At 66.1% G+C, this 17396-nt stretch carries 15 protein-coding genes; 7 read left to right on the top strand and 8 right to left on the bottom strand.

Annotation, left to right across the window (positions count from 1 at the left end):
• Position 1: 1 nt before the first annotated feature.
• The 4 genes from K368_RS0123215 to K368_RS0123230 all read right to left on the bottom strand — a co-directional run bounded on the left by K368_RS0123215 (position 2) and on the right by K368_RS0123230 (position 4516).
• Positions 2–1204: a pyridoxal phosphate-dependent aminotransferase gene (locus K368_RS0123215; RefSeq protein ID WP_027174445.1), complete on the bottom strand. Its 1203-nt coding sequence runs from the start codon at positions 1202–1204 to the stop codon at positions 2–4.
• Between the two features lie 180 nt (positions 1205–1384).
• On the bottom strand, positions 1385–2785 hold the full coding sequence (gene cysN, locus K368_RS0123220; protein WP_027174446.1) for a sulfate adenylyltransferase subunit CysN: 1401 nt from the start codon (positions 2783–2785) through the stop codon (positions 1385–1387).
• A gap of 1 nt (position 2786) precedes the next feature.
• Positions 2787–3722, bottom strand: a complete 936-nt coding sequence (gene cysD, locus K368_RS0123225; RefSeq protein WP_027174447.1) for a sulfate adenylyltransferase subunit CysD — start codon at positions 3720–3722, stop codon at positions 2787–2789.
• Positions 3719–4516: a phosphoadenylyl-sulfate reductase gene (locus tag K368_RS0123230; protein WP_027174448.1), complete on the bottom strand. Its 798-nt coding sequence runs from the start codon at positions 4514–4516 to the stop codon at positions 3719–3721. The genes cysD and K368_RS0123230 overlap by 4 nt, the downstream gene beginning before the upstream one ends.
• A gap of 252 nt (positions 4517–4768) precedes the next feature.
• Between K368_RS0123230 and K368_RS0123235 the strand changes: the two genes are divergently transcribed.
• The 5 genes from K368_RS0123235 (at position 4769) to K368_RS25390 (ending at position 10388) form a co-directional block, all read left to right on the top strand.
• Positions 4769–5275: an Lrp/AsnC family transcriptional regulator gene (locus tag K368_RS0123235; RefSeq protein WP_027174449.1), complete on the top strand. Its 507-nt coding sequence runs from the start codon at positions 4769–4771 to the stop codon at positions 5273–5275.
• Positions 5276–5382: 107 nt separating this feature from the next.
• Positions 5383–7152 carry a flavodoxin domain-containing protein gene (locus K368_RS0123240; RefSeq protein ID WP_027174450.1) on the top strand — a complete coding sequence of 590 codons (1770 nt, stop codon included), beginning with the start codon at positions 5383–5385 and terminating at the stop codon, positions 7150–7152.
• Positions 7153–7235: 83 nt separating this feature from the next.
• Positions 7236–9029: an NADPH-dependent assimilatory sulfite reductase hemoprotein subunit gene (locus K368_RS0123245; protein WP_027174451.1), complete on the top strand. Its 1794-nt coding sequence runs from the start codon at positions 7236–7238 to the stop codon at positions 9027–9029.
• 152 nt (positions 9030–9181) lie between these two features.
• Entirely contained in the window at positions 9182–9379 is a 198-nt protein-coding gene (locus K368_RS0123250) for a hypothetical protein (RefSeq protein ID WP_018042507.1), read from the top strand.
• A gap of 340 nt (positions 9380–9719) precedes the next feature.
• Positions 9720–10388 (top strand): TetR/AcrR family transcriptional regulator, encoded by a 669-nt coding sequence (locus K368_RS25390; RefSeq protein ID WP_051439975.1) that lies wholly within the window; start codon positions 9720–9722, stop codon positions 10386–10388.
• 23 nt (positions 10389–10411) lie between these two features.
• On the opposite strand, the gene pyrF is transcribed toward K368_RS25390, so the two are convergent.
• On the bottom strand, positions 10412–11122 hold the full coding sequence (pyrF, locus tag K368_RS0123260; protein WP_027174452.1) for an orotidine-5'-phosphate decarboxylase: 711 nt from the start codon (positions 11120–11122) through the stop codon (positions 10412–10414).
• A gap of 66 nt (positions 11123–11188) precedes the next feature.
• Positions 11189–11809, bottom strand: coding sequence for a uracil-DNA glycosylase family protein (locus K368_RS0123265; RefSeq protein ID WP_027174453.1), 621 nt, complete (start codon positions 11807–11809; stop codon positions 11189–11191).
• A gap of 149 nt (positions 11810–11958) precedes the next feature.
• Here K368_RS0123265 and K368_RS0123270 point away from each other — a divergent pair, with 149 nt between their 5' ends.
• A complete protein-coding gene (locus K368_RS0123270; protein ID WP_027174454.1) occupies positions 11959–12780 on the top strand; it encodes an alpha/beta hydrolase in 822 nt (273 codons plus the stop codon).
• Positions 12781–12797: 17 nt separating this feature from the next.
• On the opposite strand, the gene K368_RS0123275 is transcribed toward K368_RS0123270, so the two are convergent.
• Together K368_RS0123275 and K368_RS0123280 are read right to left on the bottom strand one after the other, a co-directional pair.
• Positions 12798–15014, bottom strand: coding sequence for a xanthine dehydrogenase family protein molybdopterin-binding subunit (locus tag K368_RS0123275; RefSeq protein ID WP_027174455.1), 2217 nt, complete (start codon positions 15012–15014; stop codon positions 12798–12800).
• A 78-nt stretch (positions 15015–15092) separates the two neighbouring features.
• Complete coding sequence (locus tag K368_RS0123280; protein ID WP_027174456.1) at positions 15093–15548, bottom strand: (2Fe-2S)-binding protein; 456 nt, start codon at positions 15546–15548, stop codon at positions 15093–15095.
• A 259-nt stretch (positions 15549–15807) separates the two neighbouring features.
• Here K368_RS0123280 and K368_RS0123285 point away from each other — a divergent pair, with 259 nt between their 5' ends.
• On the top strand, positions 15808–17355 hold the full coding sequence (locus tag K368_RS0123285; protein WP_027174457.1) for a HAMP domain-containing sensor histidine kinase: 1548 nt from the start codon (positions 15808–15810) through the stop codon (positions 17353–17355).
• Positions 17356–17396: the final 41 nt, after the last annotated feature.

Below are 17396 nucleotides of genomic sequence, written 5' to 3' on the forward strand. Positions count from 1 at the left end.
CTCAGCTCAGCGAGCCGCAGAAGCGCTGGATGCGGGTGCAGGCTTCTTCCAGCGCCGTGTTCGAGGTGGCGTAGGAGATGCGCAGGTTCGGACCGAGGCCGAAGGCGGAACCATGGACGGCGGCGACGCCCTCCGCCTGCAGCAGTTCCACCACGAAATCCTCGTCCGTCTCGATGACCTTGCCGGACGGGGTCTTGCGCCCGATCGTCTCGGCGCAGGACGGATAGACGTAGAAGGCGCCTTCCGGCGTCGGGCATTTCAGGCCCTTGGTCTGGTTCAGCATGGAGACCACGAGGTCGCGGCGCTCGTGGAAGGCGGCGCGGAAACGGGCGAGATGTTCCTGCGTGCCATCGAGGGCCGCCACCGCCGCCCATTGCGAGATCGAGGAGGCGCCGGAGGTCTGCTGTCCCTGGACGAAATCCATCGCCTTGATCAGGTGTTCGGGGCCGGCGGCATAGCCGATGCGCCAGCCGGTCATGGCATAGGCCTTCGAGACGCCGTTCATGGTCAGCGTGCGGTCGTAGAGGCCGGGCTCCACCTGGGCCGGGGTCACGAACTCGAAATCGCCGTAGCACAGGTGCTCGTACATGTCGTCGGTGAGCACCCAGACATGGGGGTGCCGCATCAGCACATCGGTGATCTTCTTCAACTCCTCGCGGGCATAGGCCGCGCCGGAGGGGTTCGACGGCGAGTTGAGGATGATCCACTTGGTCTTCGGCGTGATCACCCGCTCCAGCTCTTCCGGCTGGAGCTTGAAATCATGCTCCATATCGGTCTCGGCGAAGACCGGCGTGCCGCCGCACAGGACCACCATCTCCGGATAGGAGACCCAGTAGGGGCGTGGGATCACCACTTCGTCGCCAGGATTCAGGGTGGCGAGGAGAGCATTGTAGATGACGTGCTTGCCGCCGGTGCCGACGATGGTCTGGCTTGCCTTGTAGTCGAGGCCGTTCTCGCGCTTGAACTTCTTCACGATTGCTTCGCGCAGGGGCACGATGCCGGAGACCGGGGTGTACTTGGTCTCGCCGCGCCGGATCGCGTCGATGGCCGCGTCCTTGATATGGTCCGGCGTGTCGAAATCGGGCTCACCCACCGACAGGCTGATCACGTCCATCCCGCCGGCTTTCAGCTCGCGGGCCTTCTGCGTCATCGCGATGGTGGCGGACGGCTTCACCTTGGACAGGGCGTCGGCGAGAAAGCCCATGATGGCGTGCTCCGATAGGGTCTGACGGGCGCCGACGGGCGCCCTCTGAAAAGCGCGCGGACCCTAGTCCCGGTGGCCCAGGCGGGCAAGGCTGCCGGACATGACAAAGCGGCCATCCCACCGCGCGATGACGCTCTGGAATGGCCGCTTAGTCGAGGGGAGATGAGGCGCGTCGGGAAGTCAGATTCCGCCGAAGACCCAGCGCAGCTTCGACAGGAACCCTCCGCCGGATTTCGCCGCGCGGGTCGATTCCGGCTCGTCCTTCACGGTCGTGGCGGTCTTGTCCGCATGGATCAGACCGAGGGCCGCCGTGTCGGTGGTCTCGCGGTCGATGAGGATGAAGCCGCCGGTGTCGCGGTTGGCGCCGTAGGCGTCGACGGCGACAGCCCGGTCGAGGCTCAGGGTCACATCGGCGATGTCGTTGGCGACGAGCCGGGCGGCGGCGGCCGGGTTCCCGGTCTCGGGATCGATGCGGTTCCCGATGGCCGTCACGGTGGCGTTGACGATCACCGTGCCGATCTTGGCGAGCAGCGTCGAACCGGGAAGCAGCTCCGTTTCGGCCGCCCAGAACAGGCGGGCCTCGAAACGGTCGGTCACCCGCATCGGCGCATCGGCCGTCACGATCACCGAACCGCGCGAGGCATCGATCTCGTCGGCGAGGACGAGGGTCACCGACTGTCCCTCCACCGCATGCGGCAGGTCGCCGTCCGCCGTGAAGATGCGGGCCACCGTGGAGGTGCGGCCCGAGGGCTCGACGATGATCGCATCGCCCGGGGCGATGCGGCCGCTGGCGATCAGGCCGGAGAAACCGCGGAAATCAGAATTCGGGCGGTTCACCCACTGAACCGGAAGACGGAACGGCGCGGCCTGCTCCTCGACCCGCACCGGCACCTCTTCCAGATACTGGAGCAGCGGCATTCCCGTGTACCAGGGCGCGGCGGCTCCGGGCAGGACGACGTTGTCGCCATTCTTGGCGGAAAGCGGGATGGGACGGATCTCGGTAAAGCCCAGCGGCTCCGCGAACGCATGGAACGCCGCCGTGATGGCCTCGAACTTGTCCTGCGACCAGCCCACCAGATCCATCTTGTTCACGGCGAGGGCGACGCGTTTGATCCCCAGAAGCGAGACCAGGAGCGCGTGACGCCGGGTCTGACGGGTGAGACCCTGGCGGGCGTCCACCAGAATCACGGCGACATCCGCCGTGGAGGCGCCCGTCGCCATGTTGCGGGTGTACTGCTCGTGGCCGGGGGTGTCGGCGACGATGAAGGAACGCTTGTCGGTGGAGAAGAACCGGTAGGCGACGTCGATGGTGATGCCCTGTTCGCGCTCGGCCTGGAGACCGTCCACGAGAAGGGCGAGATCGATCTCGGCGCCCTGCGTGCCGTGCTTGCGGGAATCGCGCTGCAGGGCCGTCACCTGATCGTCGAAAAGCTGCTTTGTGTCGTGCAGGAGCCGGCCGATCAGGGTCGACTTGCCGTCGTCGACGGAGCCGCAGGTGATGAAGCGCAGCACCTCCTTGCTCTGGTGGGTGGCAAGGAAGCTGTCGTAGCCGAAGGCTTCGGGTGACTGGTGGATCGTCATCTTAGAAATACCCCTCCTGCTTCTTGCGCTCCATGGCACCCGACCCGTCCTTGTCGATCACCCGGCCCTGACGTTCCGAGGTCCGGGCGGACAGGGTCTCGCCGATGATCTCGGGTAGGGTGGCGGCCTCGCTTTCGACGGCGCCGGTGAGCGGGTAGTCGCCCAGCGTCCTGAAGCGCACGGACAGGTTCTGCGGGGTCTCGCCGGGATTCAGCGGCAGGCGCTCGTCATCGACCATGATCAGCTGGCCGTCGCGCTCCACCACCGGGCGGGGCTTGGCGAAGTAGAGCGGCACGATCGGGATCTGCTCCTGCTCGATGTAGAGCCAGACATCGAGCTCGGTCCAATTCGAGATCGGGAAGACGCGCAGGGATTCGCCGCGCTTCTTCTTGAGGTTGTACAGGTGCCAGGGCTCGGCCCGCTGGCGCTTGGGATCCCAGCGATGCTGGGCCGTCCGCAGGGAGAAGATCCGCTCCTTGGCGCGCGAAGCCTCCTCGTCGCGGCGAGCGCCGCCGAAGGCCGCGTCGAACTTATGCTTGTCGAGCGCCTGACGCAGGCCCTGCGTCTTCATCACGTCGGTATGGACTTCCGAGCCGTGGCTGATCGGGCCGATGCCACGGGCCAGGCCCTCCTGATTGGTATGGACGATGAGGTCGAGGCCGAGCTCCTTGGCGCGCTGATCGCGGAACGCGATCATCTCCTTGAACTTCCACGTCGTATCGATGTGCATCAGCGGGAACGGCAGGCGTCCCGGCGCGAAGGCCTTCAGCGCCAGATGCAGCAGCACCGACGAATCCTTGCCGATCGAATAGAGCATCACGGGATTCTCGGTCTCGGCGACCGTCTCCCGCATGATGTGGATGCTCTCGGCTTCGAGGCGCTGCAGGTGAGTCAGACGCTCGGGCAGCGTCGCGGCCAGGGCGGTGGCGGCGCTCATCGGGCCATCTCCAGATTGCTGTTGCGGGGTGTCGATTCGAATGCGGCGGCTTCCTGGCCCGGCTGAACGTTCGCGTCGGGCTGATGCACGTGAAGGCCGCACTCCTTTTTGGATTCCTGCTCCCACCACCAGCGGCCGGCACGCTCGGATTCACCGATCTTGATGGCGCGGGTGCACGGGGCGCACCCGATCGAGGGAAAGCCGCGATCGTGGAGGACGTTGTAGGGGATGTAATTGTCGATGACGAAACGGTCGATGTCGGCGCGGGTCCAATCCGCGAGCGGATTGATCTTGATCAGACCGCGCGCCTCGTCGGCCTCCGCGAGCGGCGTGTCCGAGCGATTTGCGGATTGGCCCGCCCGCAAGCCCGTCAGCCAACCTGCGGCGCCGTCGAGGGCACGGCGCAACGGCTCGACCTTGCGGAAGCCGCAACAGGCTTGCCGGGCGGCGACCGAATGGCGAAAGCCGTTGATGCCCTCGTCGCGGACGAACGCCTCTTCGGCGAGCCGCTCCGGCGCATAGGCCTGGATGCGGATGCCGTAGGCCGACTCGGTCTCCGCCCAGACGTCGTAGGTCTCGGGGAAGAGTCGACCCGTATCGAGGGTGACGGTCTCGGTACGGCTCTTCGCCATGGCCAGGGCATGGGTGAGCGCCTGATCCTCGATGCCGAGGCTGGTGGTGAACACCAGCCTGCCCGGGATGGCGGCCTCGATCGCACGGATGCGCCCCTTGAGATCGAGGCCGGCCAGATTGGACGCGAGGTCCCGCGCCGTTCGTTCCAGGGAAGTACTCATGAGCGTGTTCCGTGCGCCTACCTTGTCAGATGCCCGCTTGTCTGGCACCTGAAATGTTCGCTATAACGAACGCTGTCAAGGCATGGCGGGTATCGCGCCGCGGCATTCCCCCGCTGCTGTCAACGTGGTTTGCTGCGGCGCGGATGCCCGATGGGTTGCCCGCCAAGGAATATTCTTCTTAATCCGAATGGTCGACGCCTGCGCCCCAGCGCACCTCGGCGCCGCTGACCGGAACCGCAATGCGAGGTCAATGTGGACTCGATCGATCTCAAGATTCTGGCGTTGCTTCAGAACGATGCCACCCTGTCGATCGCAACGATCGGCGAAAAGGTAGGCCTGTCGCAGACGCCCTGCTGGAAGCGGATCCAGCGTCTCGAAGCGGATGGCGTCATCGACCGGCGGGTCGCCGTCCTCGATCCGGTCAAGCTGGGGCTCGGGCTCACCGTCTTCGTCTCCATCGAGACGTCGGACCACTCGCGCGACTGGCTCGAACGCTTCGCCTCCACCGTCTCTGCCATGCCGGAGGTGCTGGAATTTTACCGCATGGCGGGCGACGTGGATTACATGTTGCGGGTCGTTGTCGCCGATATGCAGGCTTACGACACTTTCTATAAGCAACTTATCGCGACCTTGCCCCTGAAGAACGTGACGTCCCGATTCGCCATGGAAAAAGTGAAGTCGACGACGGCACTTCCGCTTCCGTCAGCGCCGCCGAACGGGCGTTTCATACCGACGCTCTCTGTAGTGGCTGGGGAATAAAATTCTGTTTTGCGCTGCAATCATAGGCAGCTCCTTCTCTCATGACGCCGTTCTGTAAAACGGACATCCCGTTGACACTCGGCTCCGCAGCGCGACATGGCTTAACGATGGCACGACAAGCGATACTCCCCCGCACCGCCCCGTTCGACGACAACGAACGCGCGAGCCTCGACGCCGTCCTCGGAGCGGCGACACCGATCCAGCGCGCCTGGCTCGCGGGCTTCCTCGCCGGTCTCGACGCGGCCGGGGGACAGCCGGCCGCTCTTCCCGCCGGGCCGCCGAAGGCCGCCGAGCCACTGACCATCATCTACGCCAGCGAATCCGGCAATTGCGAAGCCCTGGCCGGTTCCGTCGCCAAGCTCGCCAAGAAGGGCGGCTTCAAGCCGAAGGTGGTGGATTTCGCCGACCTCGACATCGCCACGCTGGCGGGGGCCAAGAACCTCATCGCCATCGCGGCGACCTGGGGCGAGGGCGAGCCTCCGGCCCGCGCCACCCGTGCCTACAACGAATTGATGGGCGACGGTGCCCCCCGCCTCGACGGCGTGACCTTCGGCGTGTTGGCGCTGGGCGACACCTCCTATGTGGAGTTCTGCGCCATCGGCAAGGCGCTCGACGCGCGGTTCGAAGCGCTGGGCGGCAAGCGTGGGGCCGAGCGGGCCGATCTCGATCTCGACTTCGACAAGCCCGCCGCGGACTGGATCGAGAATACCCTGAAGGCTCTCGCGCCCGTGCCGAGCGCCGACAACGTCGTCGCGGTGGATTTCGCCGGCCGTGCCGCCGTCGAAGACGACGATGCCGAGCCGAGCCGAGAGCCGGTGGTGGTGGAGGTGGTGGATCACATCAACCTCAACTCGTCGCTCTCCGACAAGGAGACGATCCATCTGGCCCTCGAATTCGAGGACGGCGCTCCGGCCTACGAGCCGGGCGATTCGCTCGAGATCTACCCCGAGAACGATCCGGCCCTCGTCGAGGACATCCTCAAGGCGACGAACCTCACCGGCGACGAGGCCCTGCGCAAGGCCTTGCTGTCCGAGCGCGACATCACCACGCTCTCGGCCACCACCGTGGAGCGGTTCGCCAAGGCGACGAGCCATGCCGAGGCGCGGAAGCTCATCGACAGCGGCGAGGTACGGGCCTGGATCGAAGGGCGCCACCTCATCGATCTGATCGAGACCTTTCCGGCCACGCTCTCGGCCGAGCACCTTAACACCATCACCCGGCCCCTGCCCCCGCGCGCCTATTCCATCGCCTCCTCTCGCAAGGAAGTCGGCGACGAGGTCCATCTCGTCATCGCCGCCGTGCGCTACGAGACGCATGGGCGGTCACGCTCGGGCGTCACCTCGGTGCAGGTCGCCGACCGGATCAAGAACGGCAGCAAGCTGCGCGTGAAGCTGAAGCCGAACCGGCATTTCCGCCTGCCACAGGACCCGGCCACCGACATCATCATGGTCGGCCCCGGCACCGGCGTCGCTCCTTTCCGTGCCTTCGTGCAGGAGCGCCGCGCGATCGAGGCCGCCGGCCGCTCCTGGCTGTTCTTCGGCGACCGTCAGTTCACCCACGACTTCCTCTACCAGCTCGAATGGCAGGAGGCCCTGGAGGACGGCTCGCTCACGAAGATCGACGTGGCCTTCTCCCGCGACCAGCCCGAGAAGATCTACGTGCAGGACCGTATCCGCCACCACGCCAGGGAGTTGGTGGAATGGCTCGACGGCGGCGCCAGCTTCTACGTCTGCGGCGACGCCAACCGAATGGCCAAGGATGTCCGTAACGCGGTCGTCCATGCCTATGCCGAGGTCAAATCGCTGAGCGAAACCGATGCCGAGGCCGCCGTTGCGGCCCTGGAGCGGGCGCACCGCTACCAGCAGGACGTTTACTAGGGCGAGCGCGCATCCCTCGCCCGCATGGGGCAGGATGCGTACGCGGTGCCTTGACGATGTATTGACGAGACCGGAACAGCACAATGGACGATCTGACCCCTCCCCGCACCTACGAGACCCCGCCGACCGCCCGTCCCATCGACGAGGCGGAAGCGGCGCGCGAGGCGGGCCTTGCGCATAACGAGCACATCAAGATCGCCAGCGGCTTCCTGCGCGGGACCCTGGCCGACGGTCTTCTCAAGCACGCCACCGGGGCGATCTCCGAGGATGACGGCCAGCTCGTTAAGTTCCACGGGATGTACCAGCAGGACGACCGCGACTTGCGCCCCGAGCGGACCAAGAAGAAGCTCGACAAGGCCTATAGCTTCATGATCCGCCTGCGGATCGCCGGCGGAGTGGTGACACCGAAGCAGTGGCTCGTCCTCGACAACATCGCCACCACCTACGCCAACGGGACCCTGCGGGCGACGACGCGCCAGACTTTCCAGTATCACGGCGTCATCAAGTCGAACCTCAAGCGGACCATGGCCGCTATCGACGGCGCCCTCCTCGACACCATCGCCGCCTGCGGCGACGTCAACCGCAACGTGATGGCCTCGACGAATCCGGCCCAGTCCGGCGCGCACAAGGCCGCCTACGAACTCGGCAAGGAGATCTCCGACAGCCTCCTGCCGAAGACCAATGCCTGGCGCGAGATCTGGCTCGACGGCGAGAAGGTCGTCGGCGGCGAACCGGAATTCGAGCCCGTGTACGGCAGGACTTACCTGCCGCGTAAGTTCAAGATCGTGATCGCCGTACCGCCCTCGAACGAGGTCGACGTCTTCGCGCATGATCTCGGCTTCATCGCTATCCTCGACAAGAAGAACGAGGTGACGGGCTGGAACGTCACTGTCGGCGGCGGCATGGGCATGACCCATGGCGAGCCCGACACCTTCCCGCGCACCGCCGACGTGATGCTGTTCTGCAAGCCCGATGAAGCGGTGCGGGTGGCAGAGGCGGTAATGACGGTCCAGCGCGACTGGGGCAACCGCAAGAACCGCAAGAACGCTCGCCTGAAGTACACCATCGAGCGGTACGGCCTCGCCGCCTTCCGCGCCGAGGTGGAGAAGCGCGTCGGCAAGAAGCTCGCCGATCCCAAACCCTTCGCCTTCACCGGGAATGGCGACCGTTTTGGCTGGACCGAAGGCGACGACGGCCGTCACCACCTGACGCTCTATGTCCCGTCCGGCCGTATCAAGGATGTAGAGGGTGATGGCCCTCGGCTCCTCACCGGCCTCCGCCGGATCGCGGAGATCCACGACGGAGATTTCCGCCTCACCGGCAACCAGAACGTCATCATCGCCAACGTGCCCGCCGAGAAGCGAGCCGAGATCGAAGCGCTGGTGGACGAGTACGGCATGCAGAAGGGTGCAGGTGCCCTGCGCCGTAACTCCATCGCCTGCGTCGCCCTGCCCACCTGCGGCTTGGCCCTGGCCGAGAGCGAGCGCTACCTGCCGGACCTGATGACGGAACTGGAGGAAAGCCTCGCCTCGCACGGTCTGCAGGACGACGAGATCACGATCCGCATGACGGGATGCCCCAATGGATGCGCCCGTCCCTTCATCGCCGAGATCGGCTTCGTCGGTCGCGGCCCGGAGCGCTACCACCTCTATCTCGGTGCGGCTTTCGATGGCTCACGCCTCGGCAAGCTCTATGCGGAGGACGTGACCGCCTCCGAGATCAGGACGATCCTCGATCCGCTCTTCGGCGCCTATGCCCAGGGTAAGACTCCCGGTGAGCGGTTCGGCGATTTCCTGATCCGTGCAGGCTACGTGGCGAGAACCTTCAACGGGCCTGATTTCCACACGAATATCGGCGCCCTGAAGGGCGTCGCCTGAACCTCTTCGACACGTGCACTGCTTCATCGATGCTGCAGTGCACATGTCTTGGATTGTACGGTCAAGCTTAGGCGAGGTGCGAATATAAGTACGATATCGCTGAACTCTGGCGCGGCTTCTCGGTTGATCGTGCAAAGCGACCGGAGGCGACGATGGCCAAGCACGAAATCCTGAGTTTCTTTGAGCATCGACGCGACGGCGCCTGGATTTGCGTGAAGCCGTTCACCCTGACGACGAAGCAGAGCAGCGTCGATATCCGGCAGGGCATGCGGTTCGATTACGGTAAGCGCGTCGGCGGCGTCGACCTCGCGGAGTATCTGGAACAGCTCGGTTCCCAGTTCGGCTCGTAAGCCGTCGGCGGCGCAGCCGAAGCGCTGGGCCGCTTTTCCCCGGCCCTGATCGGCGAACATAGGAATGCTGCCGGCGCCAGACCTCGCATGAGGGCACGTGTCGCCCGGCCAGGATCGCCGTGCCGTTAAGATGGCCAAGTCCTGGCTAACCAGTCCATCGTCCGGCGCTGTCATTTGAAACCCCGTCTCTAGCTCGTACTCCGCCCCAAAATCGGACCGGCTCTGATGCCGGCATCGGTGTGCGGATTTCATTCCCGCGGCGTTCATCCGTTCTATGCGACGGCTGCATCCTCATTGCCGTGTCTTTGACGGCCGGGAGCAGGAGACCTAGGGTCGTTCCATGACAATCACCGTCGATCCGTTGCAGGCGAGCCTGGAAGCTGCCGCACCTACGACCCGATGCAGGATTTTGGCGACGGCGGAGAGGTTCTTTCGCGAGATCGGCTACCAGAAGACCACCGTGGCCGACATCGCCAAGACGCTCGGGATGAGCCCGGCCAATGTCTACCGGTTCTTCGATTCGAAGAAGGCGATCAACGAGGCGGTGGTCGAGCGTGTGACCCGCGAGGTCGAGGCGCTGATCGCCGGCATCGCCGTGGCGCCCGGCCTCAGTGCCGATCAGCGGGTCGCCGAGATCATCCGAGAGCTCCACCGCGACTGTATCGAGCGATGCAAGGACAATCCCCGCATCCATGAGATGGTGGAAGCCGCCATGTCGGAGAGCTGGGGGGTGTGCCGGCACCATATCGACCGGATCGGCGCCGCCCTGGAACGGGTGGTGACGGACGGGGTTCGCAGCGGTGAATTCCGGGTCGAGGATCCCGCAATAACCGCGGCTTGCCTGCATGTGGCGATCACACGCTACTGCCATCCGGTCCTGGTGAGCCAGTACCCCAACGCACCGGCTCCTCCCATCGACGCGATGATCGCCTTCCTGCTGCGCGCGCTCCACGAGCCCGCCAGGAACGACGCCGCTGCAAAGGCGAGAGAGCCGGCCGAGTCGATCTAGCGAACGCTGTTTGCCATCGGGGCTCAGCCCATCTCCGCGAGGATCGCCAGCGCCGCGGAGCGAGGGTCGGCGCTCTGGGTGATGGGGCGGCCGACGACGATGTGGTCGATCCCCGCTTCCATCGCCGCCCCCGGCGTCAACACGCGTTTCTGGTCGCCGACATCGTCGCCCGCCGGCCGAATGCCGGGGGTCACGATGAGCCGCGACGGCCCGATGGCGGAGCGGACGGAGGCCGCCTCGGCGGCACTGCAGACGATGCCGCCGATTCCGGCCTCCGCCGCCTGCCGCGCGCGCAGGGCCACCAAGTCCGCGACGGGCATGGCGTAGCCCGCCTCGTCGGCATCGGCCTGGTCGTAGGAGGTCAGCACGGTGACGGCGAGGATCGTCGGGCCGTCGTCGCCCCTGCCCCGGACGGCGGCGCGCATGGTCTGCGGGTAGGCATGGACCGTGAGGAAGGTCACGCCGAGATCGGACAGCGCCCGGACGCCGTCCTCCACGGTGTTACCGATGTCGTGCAGCTTCAGATCGATGAACACCTTGAAACCGGCCCTGGACAGACGCTGAACCAGGGCGAGGCCGCCGGAATAGGCGAGCCGGTAGCCGATCTTGTAGAAGGTTGCGGCATCGCCGATCCGGTCCACCATGGCCTCGGCCTCGTGGACACTCGGCAGGTCGAGGGCGACGATGAGGCGATCGCGCGGATCGCTGGCGGCTGGTGACGCGGCGTGGGACATGGCGGGCTCCGGAGGATCGGGTGACGGATCGCCGCCCGGGCTTCCCATGTCAACGCGGAGGCGGGGTCACCCGCGCGTCATCACCCGGGAAACCTCCTCCTTCAGCACCGGCAGCAACTCGTCGGCAAACCAGGGGTTCGTCCTGAGCCAGCCGTTGTTGCGCCAGGACGGGTGCGGCAGCGGCAGCACCCGAGGCCGACGCGGCTCCTCGAGGATGGCGCGCCAGTTCCGCACCATGGCGGTGAGTCCCCCTTCGACGCGGCCGAGATGCCAGGCTTGCGCGTATTGGCCGATGACCAGGATGAGATCCATCTCGGGCAGACCGGCGAAGAGCGTCTCGCGCCAGTGCTCGGCGCATTCGCGCCGGGGCGGCTTGTCTCCGCCCTTCGCGTCGAGCCCCGGAAAACACGCGCCCATGGGGACGATGGCGAGCCGCGTGGCGTCGTAGAAGTCCGGTTCGGAGAGGCCGAGCCACGACCTCAGCCGGATGCCGGACGGGTCCATGAACGGGATGCCGCTCTGGTGCGCCCGGTTCCCCGGAGCCTGACTGGCGATGGCGAGACGCGCCGAGATCGAACCCTGCACGATGGGCTTCGGCTCCTGCGGCAGTGGCGCGCCATATCGGGGCGCATCGCGGCAGATGCGGCAGGCGCGCAAGGCGGCGGCGGTCGATTCGAACGGGGTCATGCACGCAGACAGGTAGTGTGGGTACAGCGTCCTGGGAGTGCCGGAAGCGGGAACGAGAAGCCGCACCTGGCGCTTGAATCGCCGGAGGAGCCGGCATTGCCGGGCTCATCCGCGAGCACGCCCGACCGAGGAATACAGGGAGCAGCCCCATGGCCTTCATCACCGCCCCGGATGGCACGAGCCTCTATTACAAGGACTGGGGCAACGGACGGCCCGTGGTCTTCCTCCACGGTTGGCCACTCGACGCGGATATGTGGGAGTACCAGATGGTCCCCGTCGCCGAGGCGGGTTTTCGTACCGTCGCCTACGACCGCCGGGGCTTCGGACGCTCCGACCAGCCATGGCAGGGCTACGATTACGACACCTTCGCCGACGATCTGAAAGCGGTGCTCGACAAACTCGATCTCACCGACGTGACCCTGGTCGGCTTTTCCATGGGTGGGGGTGAAGTCGTGCGGTACCTGTCGCGGCACGGCAGCGCCCGGATCTCCCAGGCGGTGCTGATCTCGTCGGTGACGCCGATGATGCTGAAGACACCGGACCATCCTGACGGCGTCGATGCCAGCGTTTTCGAGGAGATCGTTGACGGGCTGAAGATGGACCGACCCTCCTTCCTCGCCAAATTCAACAAGGGCTTCTTCGGCGCCGGAGTGTTCAGCTCACCCGCTTCGTCGGAGATGATCGCCTGGGCCGGACAGGTCGCCATGCTGGCCTCGCCCAAGGCCACGATGGCCTGCGTACGGGCCTTCTCGGAGACCGACTTTCGGCCCGATATGGCGAAAGTCACCGTGCCCTGCCTGATCATCCACGGCGATGCCGACCAGACCGTGCCCATCGACGTGACGGCACGGATCGCGGCTTCGGCCGTGCCGAGCGCCGAGTTCGAGATCTACGACGGTGCCCCGCACGCTATCCCGTTTACCCATCACGAGCGATTGGCGACGGACCTGATCGACTTTCTCAGGCGCTGACGCCGATCGGTCCGGGGTCAGACTCCCTTGAGGCCGCTGAGATCCAGGGGCAGCGAGCGCAGTCTCTGCCCCGTCGCGGCGAAGATCGCATTGGAGATCGCCGGGGCGATGACGGGCACGCCCGGCTCGCCAATGCCGGTCGGGGCGGCATCGGAGGCGACGATATGGACCTCTACCACCGGCATTTCACTCATGCGCGTCGGCTCGTAGGCGTCGAAGTTCTTCTCCTGGACCACCCCGTCCGTCAGCGTAATCTTGTTTCGCAGGACCGATGACAGCGCGAAGCCGACCGATCCCTCCACCTGGGCGCGGATCACGTCCGGGTTGACGGCGACGCCCACATCCACCGCTGCGACGATGCGGTTGACCTTCACGTGGCTGCCGTCAGCCGTGATGTCGGCCACCATCGCTACGTAGGATCCGAAGGATTCGTGAGCCGAGATGCCGAGGCCCTGGCCCTTGCCGCCGCTGCGATTGGCCCAATCCGCCTTCTCGGCGGCGAGCTTCAGGACACCGGACAGGCGCGGCGCGCCCGTCAGCATGCCGAGGCGATAGGCCAGAGGATCCGCGCCGGCGGCATGGGCCAATTCGTCGATGAACACCTCCATCGCCTGCGCCGTATGGGTGTGCCCCACCGAACGCCACCACAGGACCGGAACGCCCTCACGGGCATTGTGCACCTCGAAGCGGTAGGACGGGATGGCGTAGGGCGTATCCGACGCGCCTTCCACCGTGGTGGAATCGACTCCGTTCTTCACCAGCATCGCTTCGAACGGCGAGCCGATCATGATCGATTTACCGACCATCCTGTGCTGCCAGCCGGTGATGGCGCCCTTGGCGTCGATACCGGCCTTCAGGGTGTGCAGGACCATCGGACGATAGTATCCGCCCGCCATGTCGTCCTCGCGGGTCCAGACCAGATGGACCGGCGCCTTGCCGCCGGTCGCCTTCATGATGGACGCGGCCTCGGCGATGTAATCCGCCGTGGGCGTCGCCCGGCGCCCGAACGATCCGCCCGCCCATTGCGTGTGCAGCCTGACCTTGTCGGCGGTGACGCCGAGGGTCGCTGCGGCGACCGCCTGTTCGATCGTCTGGAACTGCAGACCGGCATAGATGTCGTAGGAACCGTCGGCGGCACGCTCGATCGTGGCGTTGAGGGGCTCCATGGCCGCATGGGCCAGGTAGGGAAAGGTGAACTCCGCCTCGATGACCTTGGCCGATCCGGCTATCGCCGCGGCGGGATCGCCCTTCTCCGATGCGACGATGCCGGGGCGCTTGGCCGTCTCGCGATACTCGGCGAGGATGGCGTCTGAGGATCGCTTCTCAGCCGCGCGCTCGTCCCAGGTAACCGAAAGGGCGTCTCGGCCCTTCATCGCCGACCATGTATCCTTGGCGATGACAGCGACCCCGGTGGGGATCGTCACCACGTCGATCACGCCCGGAACGGCGCGGGCGGCCTTATCGTCGACCTTCGATACGGTGCCGCCGAAACGCGGGGCATGCGCCACTACGGCCGTGACCTGCCCCGGCCGGCGAATATCCATGGAGTAGATCGCGGTTCCATTGGTCTTCGCCACGGAATCGAGGCGCGGCAGCTTCTTGCCGATATGGACCCACTGGCTCGGATCCTTGAGTTTCGGCTGCTGAGGCACGGGGATCGCCGCCGCGGCTTCGGCCAGTGCACCGAACCGCTCCTCGCGCTTCGAGGCGAGGTGACGGACGGTGCCATTCGAAACTGTGATCTCGGAGGCAGGAACGGACCATTTTTCGGCCGCGGCGGACACGAGCATGGCGCGGGCGGCCGCCCCCGCCTTCCGAAGCTGGAACCAGGAATTGGCCACCGCCGTCGAACCGCCGGTCCCCTGGATCGGCCCCATCAGCAGGTTGTTGTAGAGCTTCGCATCGGCCGGCGCGAAAGCTACCCGCACGCGGGACCAATCGGCGTCGAGTTCGTCGGCCAGGATAGTGGCAAGGCCCGTCGTGTTGCCCTGCCCCATGTCGAGATGCTTGATCAGCACCGTGACGGTATCGTCGGCCGCGATCCGCACGAAGGCGTTGGGCTGGGCGGGGGCCGAGGACAGGTCCGGACCGGCCGCCGCGCGTACCTGCTTGGCGGGGTCCAGGGTAAACCCGATCACCAGGGCTCCGGCGGCGACACCGGCCCCGCCGAGGAAGGAGCGACGCGAAGGACGGGGAGCAGCCGCCTCGGGATGGGTCTGACGGACCTTCAGCATGGCTTCCTCCAGGGCGACGATGACGCGCACGGTATCAGGCGGGACGATGCCGGCCCCAGGGCCGACCTCGGGGTCGGATCAGGCGAGGGAGCGCGCGGCTTCGTGGATCGCGGCGCGCACGCGCTGGTAGGTGCCGCAGCGGCAGATGTTGCCGTCCATCGCGCCGTCGATCTCGGCGTCGCTCGGCTTCGGAGTGGTCGAGAGCAGGCCGATGGCGGACATGATCTGGCCGGACTGGCAATACCCGCACTGGACCACGTCGAGGCTGCGCCACGCGGTCTGGACCGCGTCCGCCACCCGCCCGGACACGCCCTGGATCGTGGTGACCTTCGCCCCGCCCACATCGCCGATGCGGGTCTGGCAGGAGCGGACGGGCTGCCCGTCGAGATGCACGGTACAGGCACCGCATTGGGCGATACCGCAGCCGTATTTCGTCCCGGTCTTGTCGAGATGATCGCGCAGCGCCCACAGGAGCGGCATGTCGGGATCGGCATCGACGTCATGCGACACGCCGTCGACATTCAGTTTCAGCATGACGTCTCTCCGACTTCAGTATCGACTCGTTCTAAATACTACACACTCGCTGAAAATGTGCGCCTTCACACATCGATCGGAGATCGGCGTCGGCCTCGCATTGGTTCTTACCCCGCAGATCCGCGCGATTTGGAGACAAGTGTCGCGACCGGGTCAGGCCGATCTTAACCTATCGCGCGCAGATTCGCTTGGTCGCAGCGCCGACGGGTCACGGTCCTTCCGACCGTCGACTTTCCCCCTAAAGATCCTCAAGACGGTGATGGCCGACCTGACAGCGGAGATGGTTCAGCGTGGACGTGGTCCTTCGGCACCGGAATCTGCTCGCCGCCGCAAGGTGGCCCGCGACATCCGATCGGCGCGCGAGCGCCTGACCTCGACGAGCGGTCTGGAGCGCGCCTTCGATTACGAATTGATCCGGATCTATGCCGAGTACCGCGTCGGTGCCGGCCTGACCCATGCCGTGCTCGGGCTTCTCATTGCGGGGGCCGCATCGCTCTGGGTGCCGGTTCCTGTCGCCCTGTCCTGGGCGGTCTGCCTGCTCTGCGGCGTCGGCCTGTCCATGGGACTGACCAAGCATTTCCTCCGTCAGCCGGCGGACGCCGTATCGGTCAAACGTTGGCGCAGCGCCTTCATGCTGAGCGAGATCGTACAGAGCGCGTCCTGGGCGCTGATGGTGCTCGTGGCCGCGCCCAGCGCCCGCATCTTCGTGCTGTTCGGCCTCGTCATCGCTGCCGCGGTGGCCGCCATGCTGGCGGCGACCCTGCCCGCCGCCGCAGCCGCCGCGCTTGTGCCGCTGATCCTGGCGGCGCTCTCCCTTCTGGCGTTCTCGCAGGACATGGACACGATCATGCTCGTGACCATGGTGGTCGGTTCTCAGATCTTCTTCATGGGCCTTGCCCGACGCGTCTACGCCTCGGCCGTCGGCGCGCTGAAATCGCAGGCCGAGAAGGACGCCATCTTCATCGAGCTCGAACAGGCCAAGGCCAATTCCGATGAGGCGCGGCGGCGGGCGGAGGAGGCCAATCTCGCCAAGTCACGCTTCCTCGCGACCATGAGCCACGAATTGCGTACGCCGCTGAACGCCATCCTCGGCTTCTCGGAAGTGATGAAGAACGAGGTCTTCGGCGCTCACATCGCTCCCTCCTACAAGGAATACGCGGGCGACATCCACGATAGCGGGATGCACCTCCTCAACCTCATCAACGAGATCCTCGACCTCTCGCGCATCGAGGCCGGGCGCTACGAGTTGAACGAGGAGGCGATCCAGCTCGCTCACGCGGTGGACGAATGCCGGCACATGGTCGCCCTGCGCGCGCGCAGCAAAGGCCAAGCCTTCCACGAGTTCATCGATCCCGCTCTGCCCCGCATCTGGGCGGACGAACGGGCGCTGCGCCAGATCGTGCTCAATCTCCTCTCGAACGCCGTGAAATTCACGCCGCCGGGCGGCGACATCACGATCAAGGTCGGCTGGACGGCCTCGGGTGGCCAGTATGTCAGCGTCAAGGACAGCGGGCCGGGTATCCCGGAGGACGAGCTCGGCACGGTGATGTCCTCGTTCGGCCGGGGCTCCCTGGCGATCAAGACGGCCGAACAGGGCTCGGGCCTCGGCCTGCCCATCGTGAAGGGTCTGGTCGACCTGCACGGCGGCAATTTCCACCTCAAGTCGAAGCCCCGCGAAGGGACGGAAGTCGTCGTGATCTTCCCGGCGAGCCGTGTCATGGATACGCTGCCCGCCTTGAACCTGCCCGCCGAGGCAGGTTCGAGTACGGCCATGGGCGGCAGGAGGAGCGCGGCGCGCGCGGCCTGATCGGCGCATCCACCTTTCCCGATTCCGTCACCGCCTGGGCG

It is taken from the genome of Methylobacterium sp. 10 (assembly GCF_000519085.1).
Taxonomy (GTDB): domain Bacteria; phylum Pseudomonadota; class Alphaproteobacteria; order Rhizobiales; family Beijerinckiaceae; genus Methylobacterium.

What these genes read in the sequence shown, in the direction of transcription:
- K368_RS0123285 (WP_027174457.1), top strand. Translation starts at nt 15,808, where the DNA reads ATGGCCGACCTGACAGCGGAGATGGTTCAGCGTGGACGTGGTCCTTCG.
- K368_RS0123270 (WP_027174454.1), top strand. Translation starts at nt 11,959, where the DNA reads ATGGCCTTCATCACCGCCCCGGATGGCACGAGCCTCTATTACAAGGAC.
- K368_RS25390 (WP_051439975.1), top strand. Translation starts at nt 9,720, where the DNA reads ATGACAATCACCGTCGATCCGTTGCAGGCGAGCCTGGAAGCTGCCGCA.
- K368_RS0123230 (WP_027174448.1), bottom strand. Translation starts at nt 4,516, where the DNA reads ATGAGTACTTCCCTGGAACGAACGGCGCGGGACCTCGCGTCCAATCTG.
- cysD (WP_027174447.1), bottom strand. Translation starts at nt 3,722, where the DNA reads ATGAGCGCCGCCACCGCCCTGGCCGCGACGCTGCCCGAGCGTCTGACT.
- K368_RS0123245 (WP_027174451.1), top strand. Translation starts at nt 7,236, where the DNA reads ATGGACGATCTGACCCCTCCCCGCACCTACGAGACCCCGCCGACCGCC.
- K368_RS0123265 (WP_027174453.1), bottom strand. Translation starts at nt 11,809, where the DNA reads ATGACCCCGTTCGAATCGACCGCCGCCGCCTTGCGCGCCTGCCGCATC.
- K368_RS0123250 (WP_018042507.1), top strand. Translation starts at nt 9,182, where the DNA reads ATGGCCAAGCACGAAATCCTGAGTTTCTTTGAGCATCGACGCGACGGC.
- K368_RS0123280 (WP_027174456.1), bottom strand. Translation starts at nt 15,548, where the DNA reads ATGCTGAAACTGAATGTCGACGGCGTGTCGCATGACGTCGATGCCGAT.
- pyrF (WP_027174452.1), bottom strand. Translation starts at nt 11,122, where the DNA reads ATGTCCCACGCCGCGTCACCAGCCGCCAGCGATCCGCGCGATCGCCTC.
- K368_RS0123275 (WP_027174455.1), bottom strand. Translation starts at nt 15,014, where the DNA reads ATGCTGAAGGTCCGTCAGACCCATCCCGAGGCGGCTGCTCCCCGTCCT.
- cysN (WP_027174446.1), bottom strand. Translation starts at nt 2,785, where the DNA reads ATGACGATCCACCAGTCACCCGAAGCCTTCGGCTACGACAGCTTCCTT.
- K368_RS0123240 (WP_027174450.1), top strand. Translation starts at nt 5,383, where the DNA reads ATGGCACGACAAGCGATACTCCCCCGCACCGCCCCGTTCGACGACAAC.
- K368_RS0123215 (WP_027174445.1), bottom strand. Translation starts at nt 1,204, where the DNA reads ATGGGCTTTCTCGCCGACGCCCTGTCCAAGGTGAAGCCGTCCGCCACC.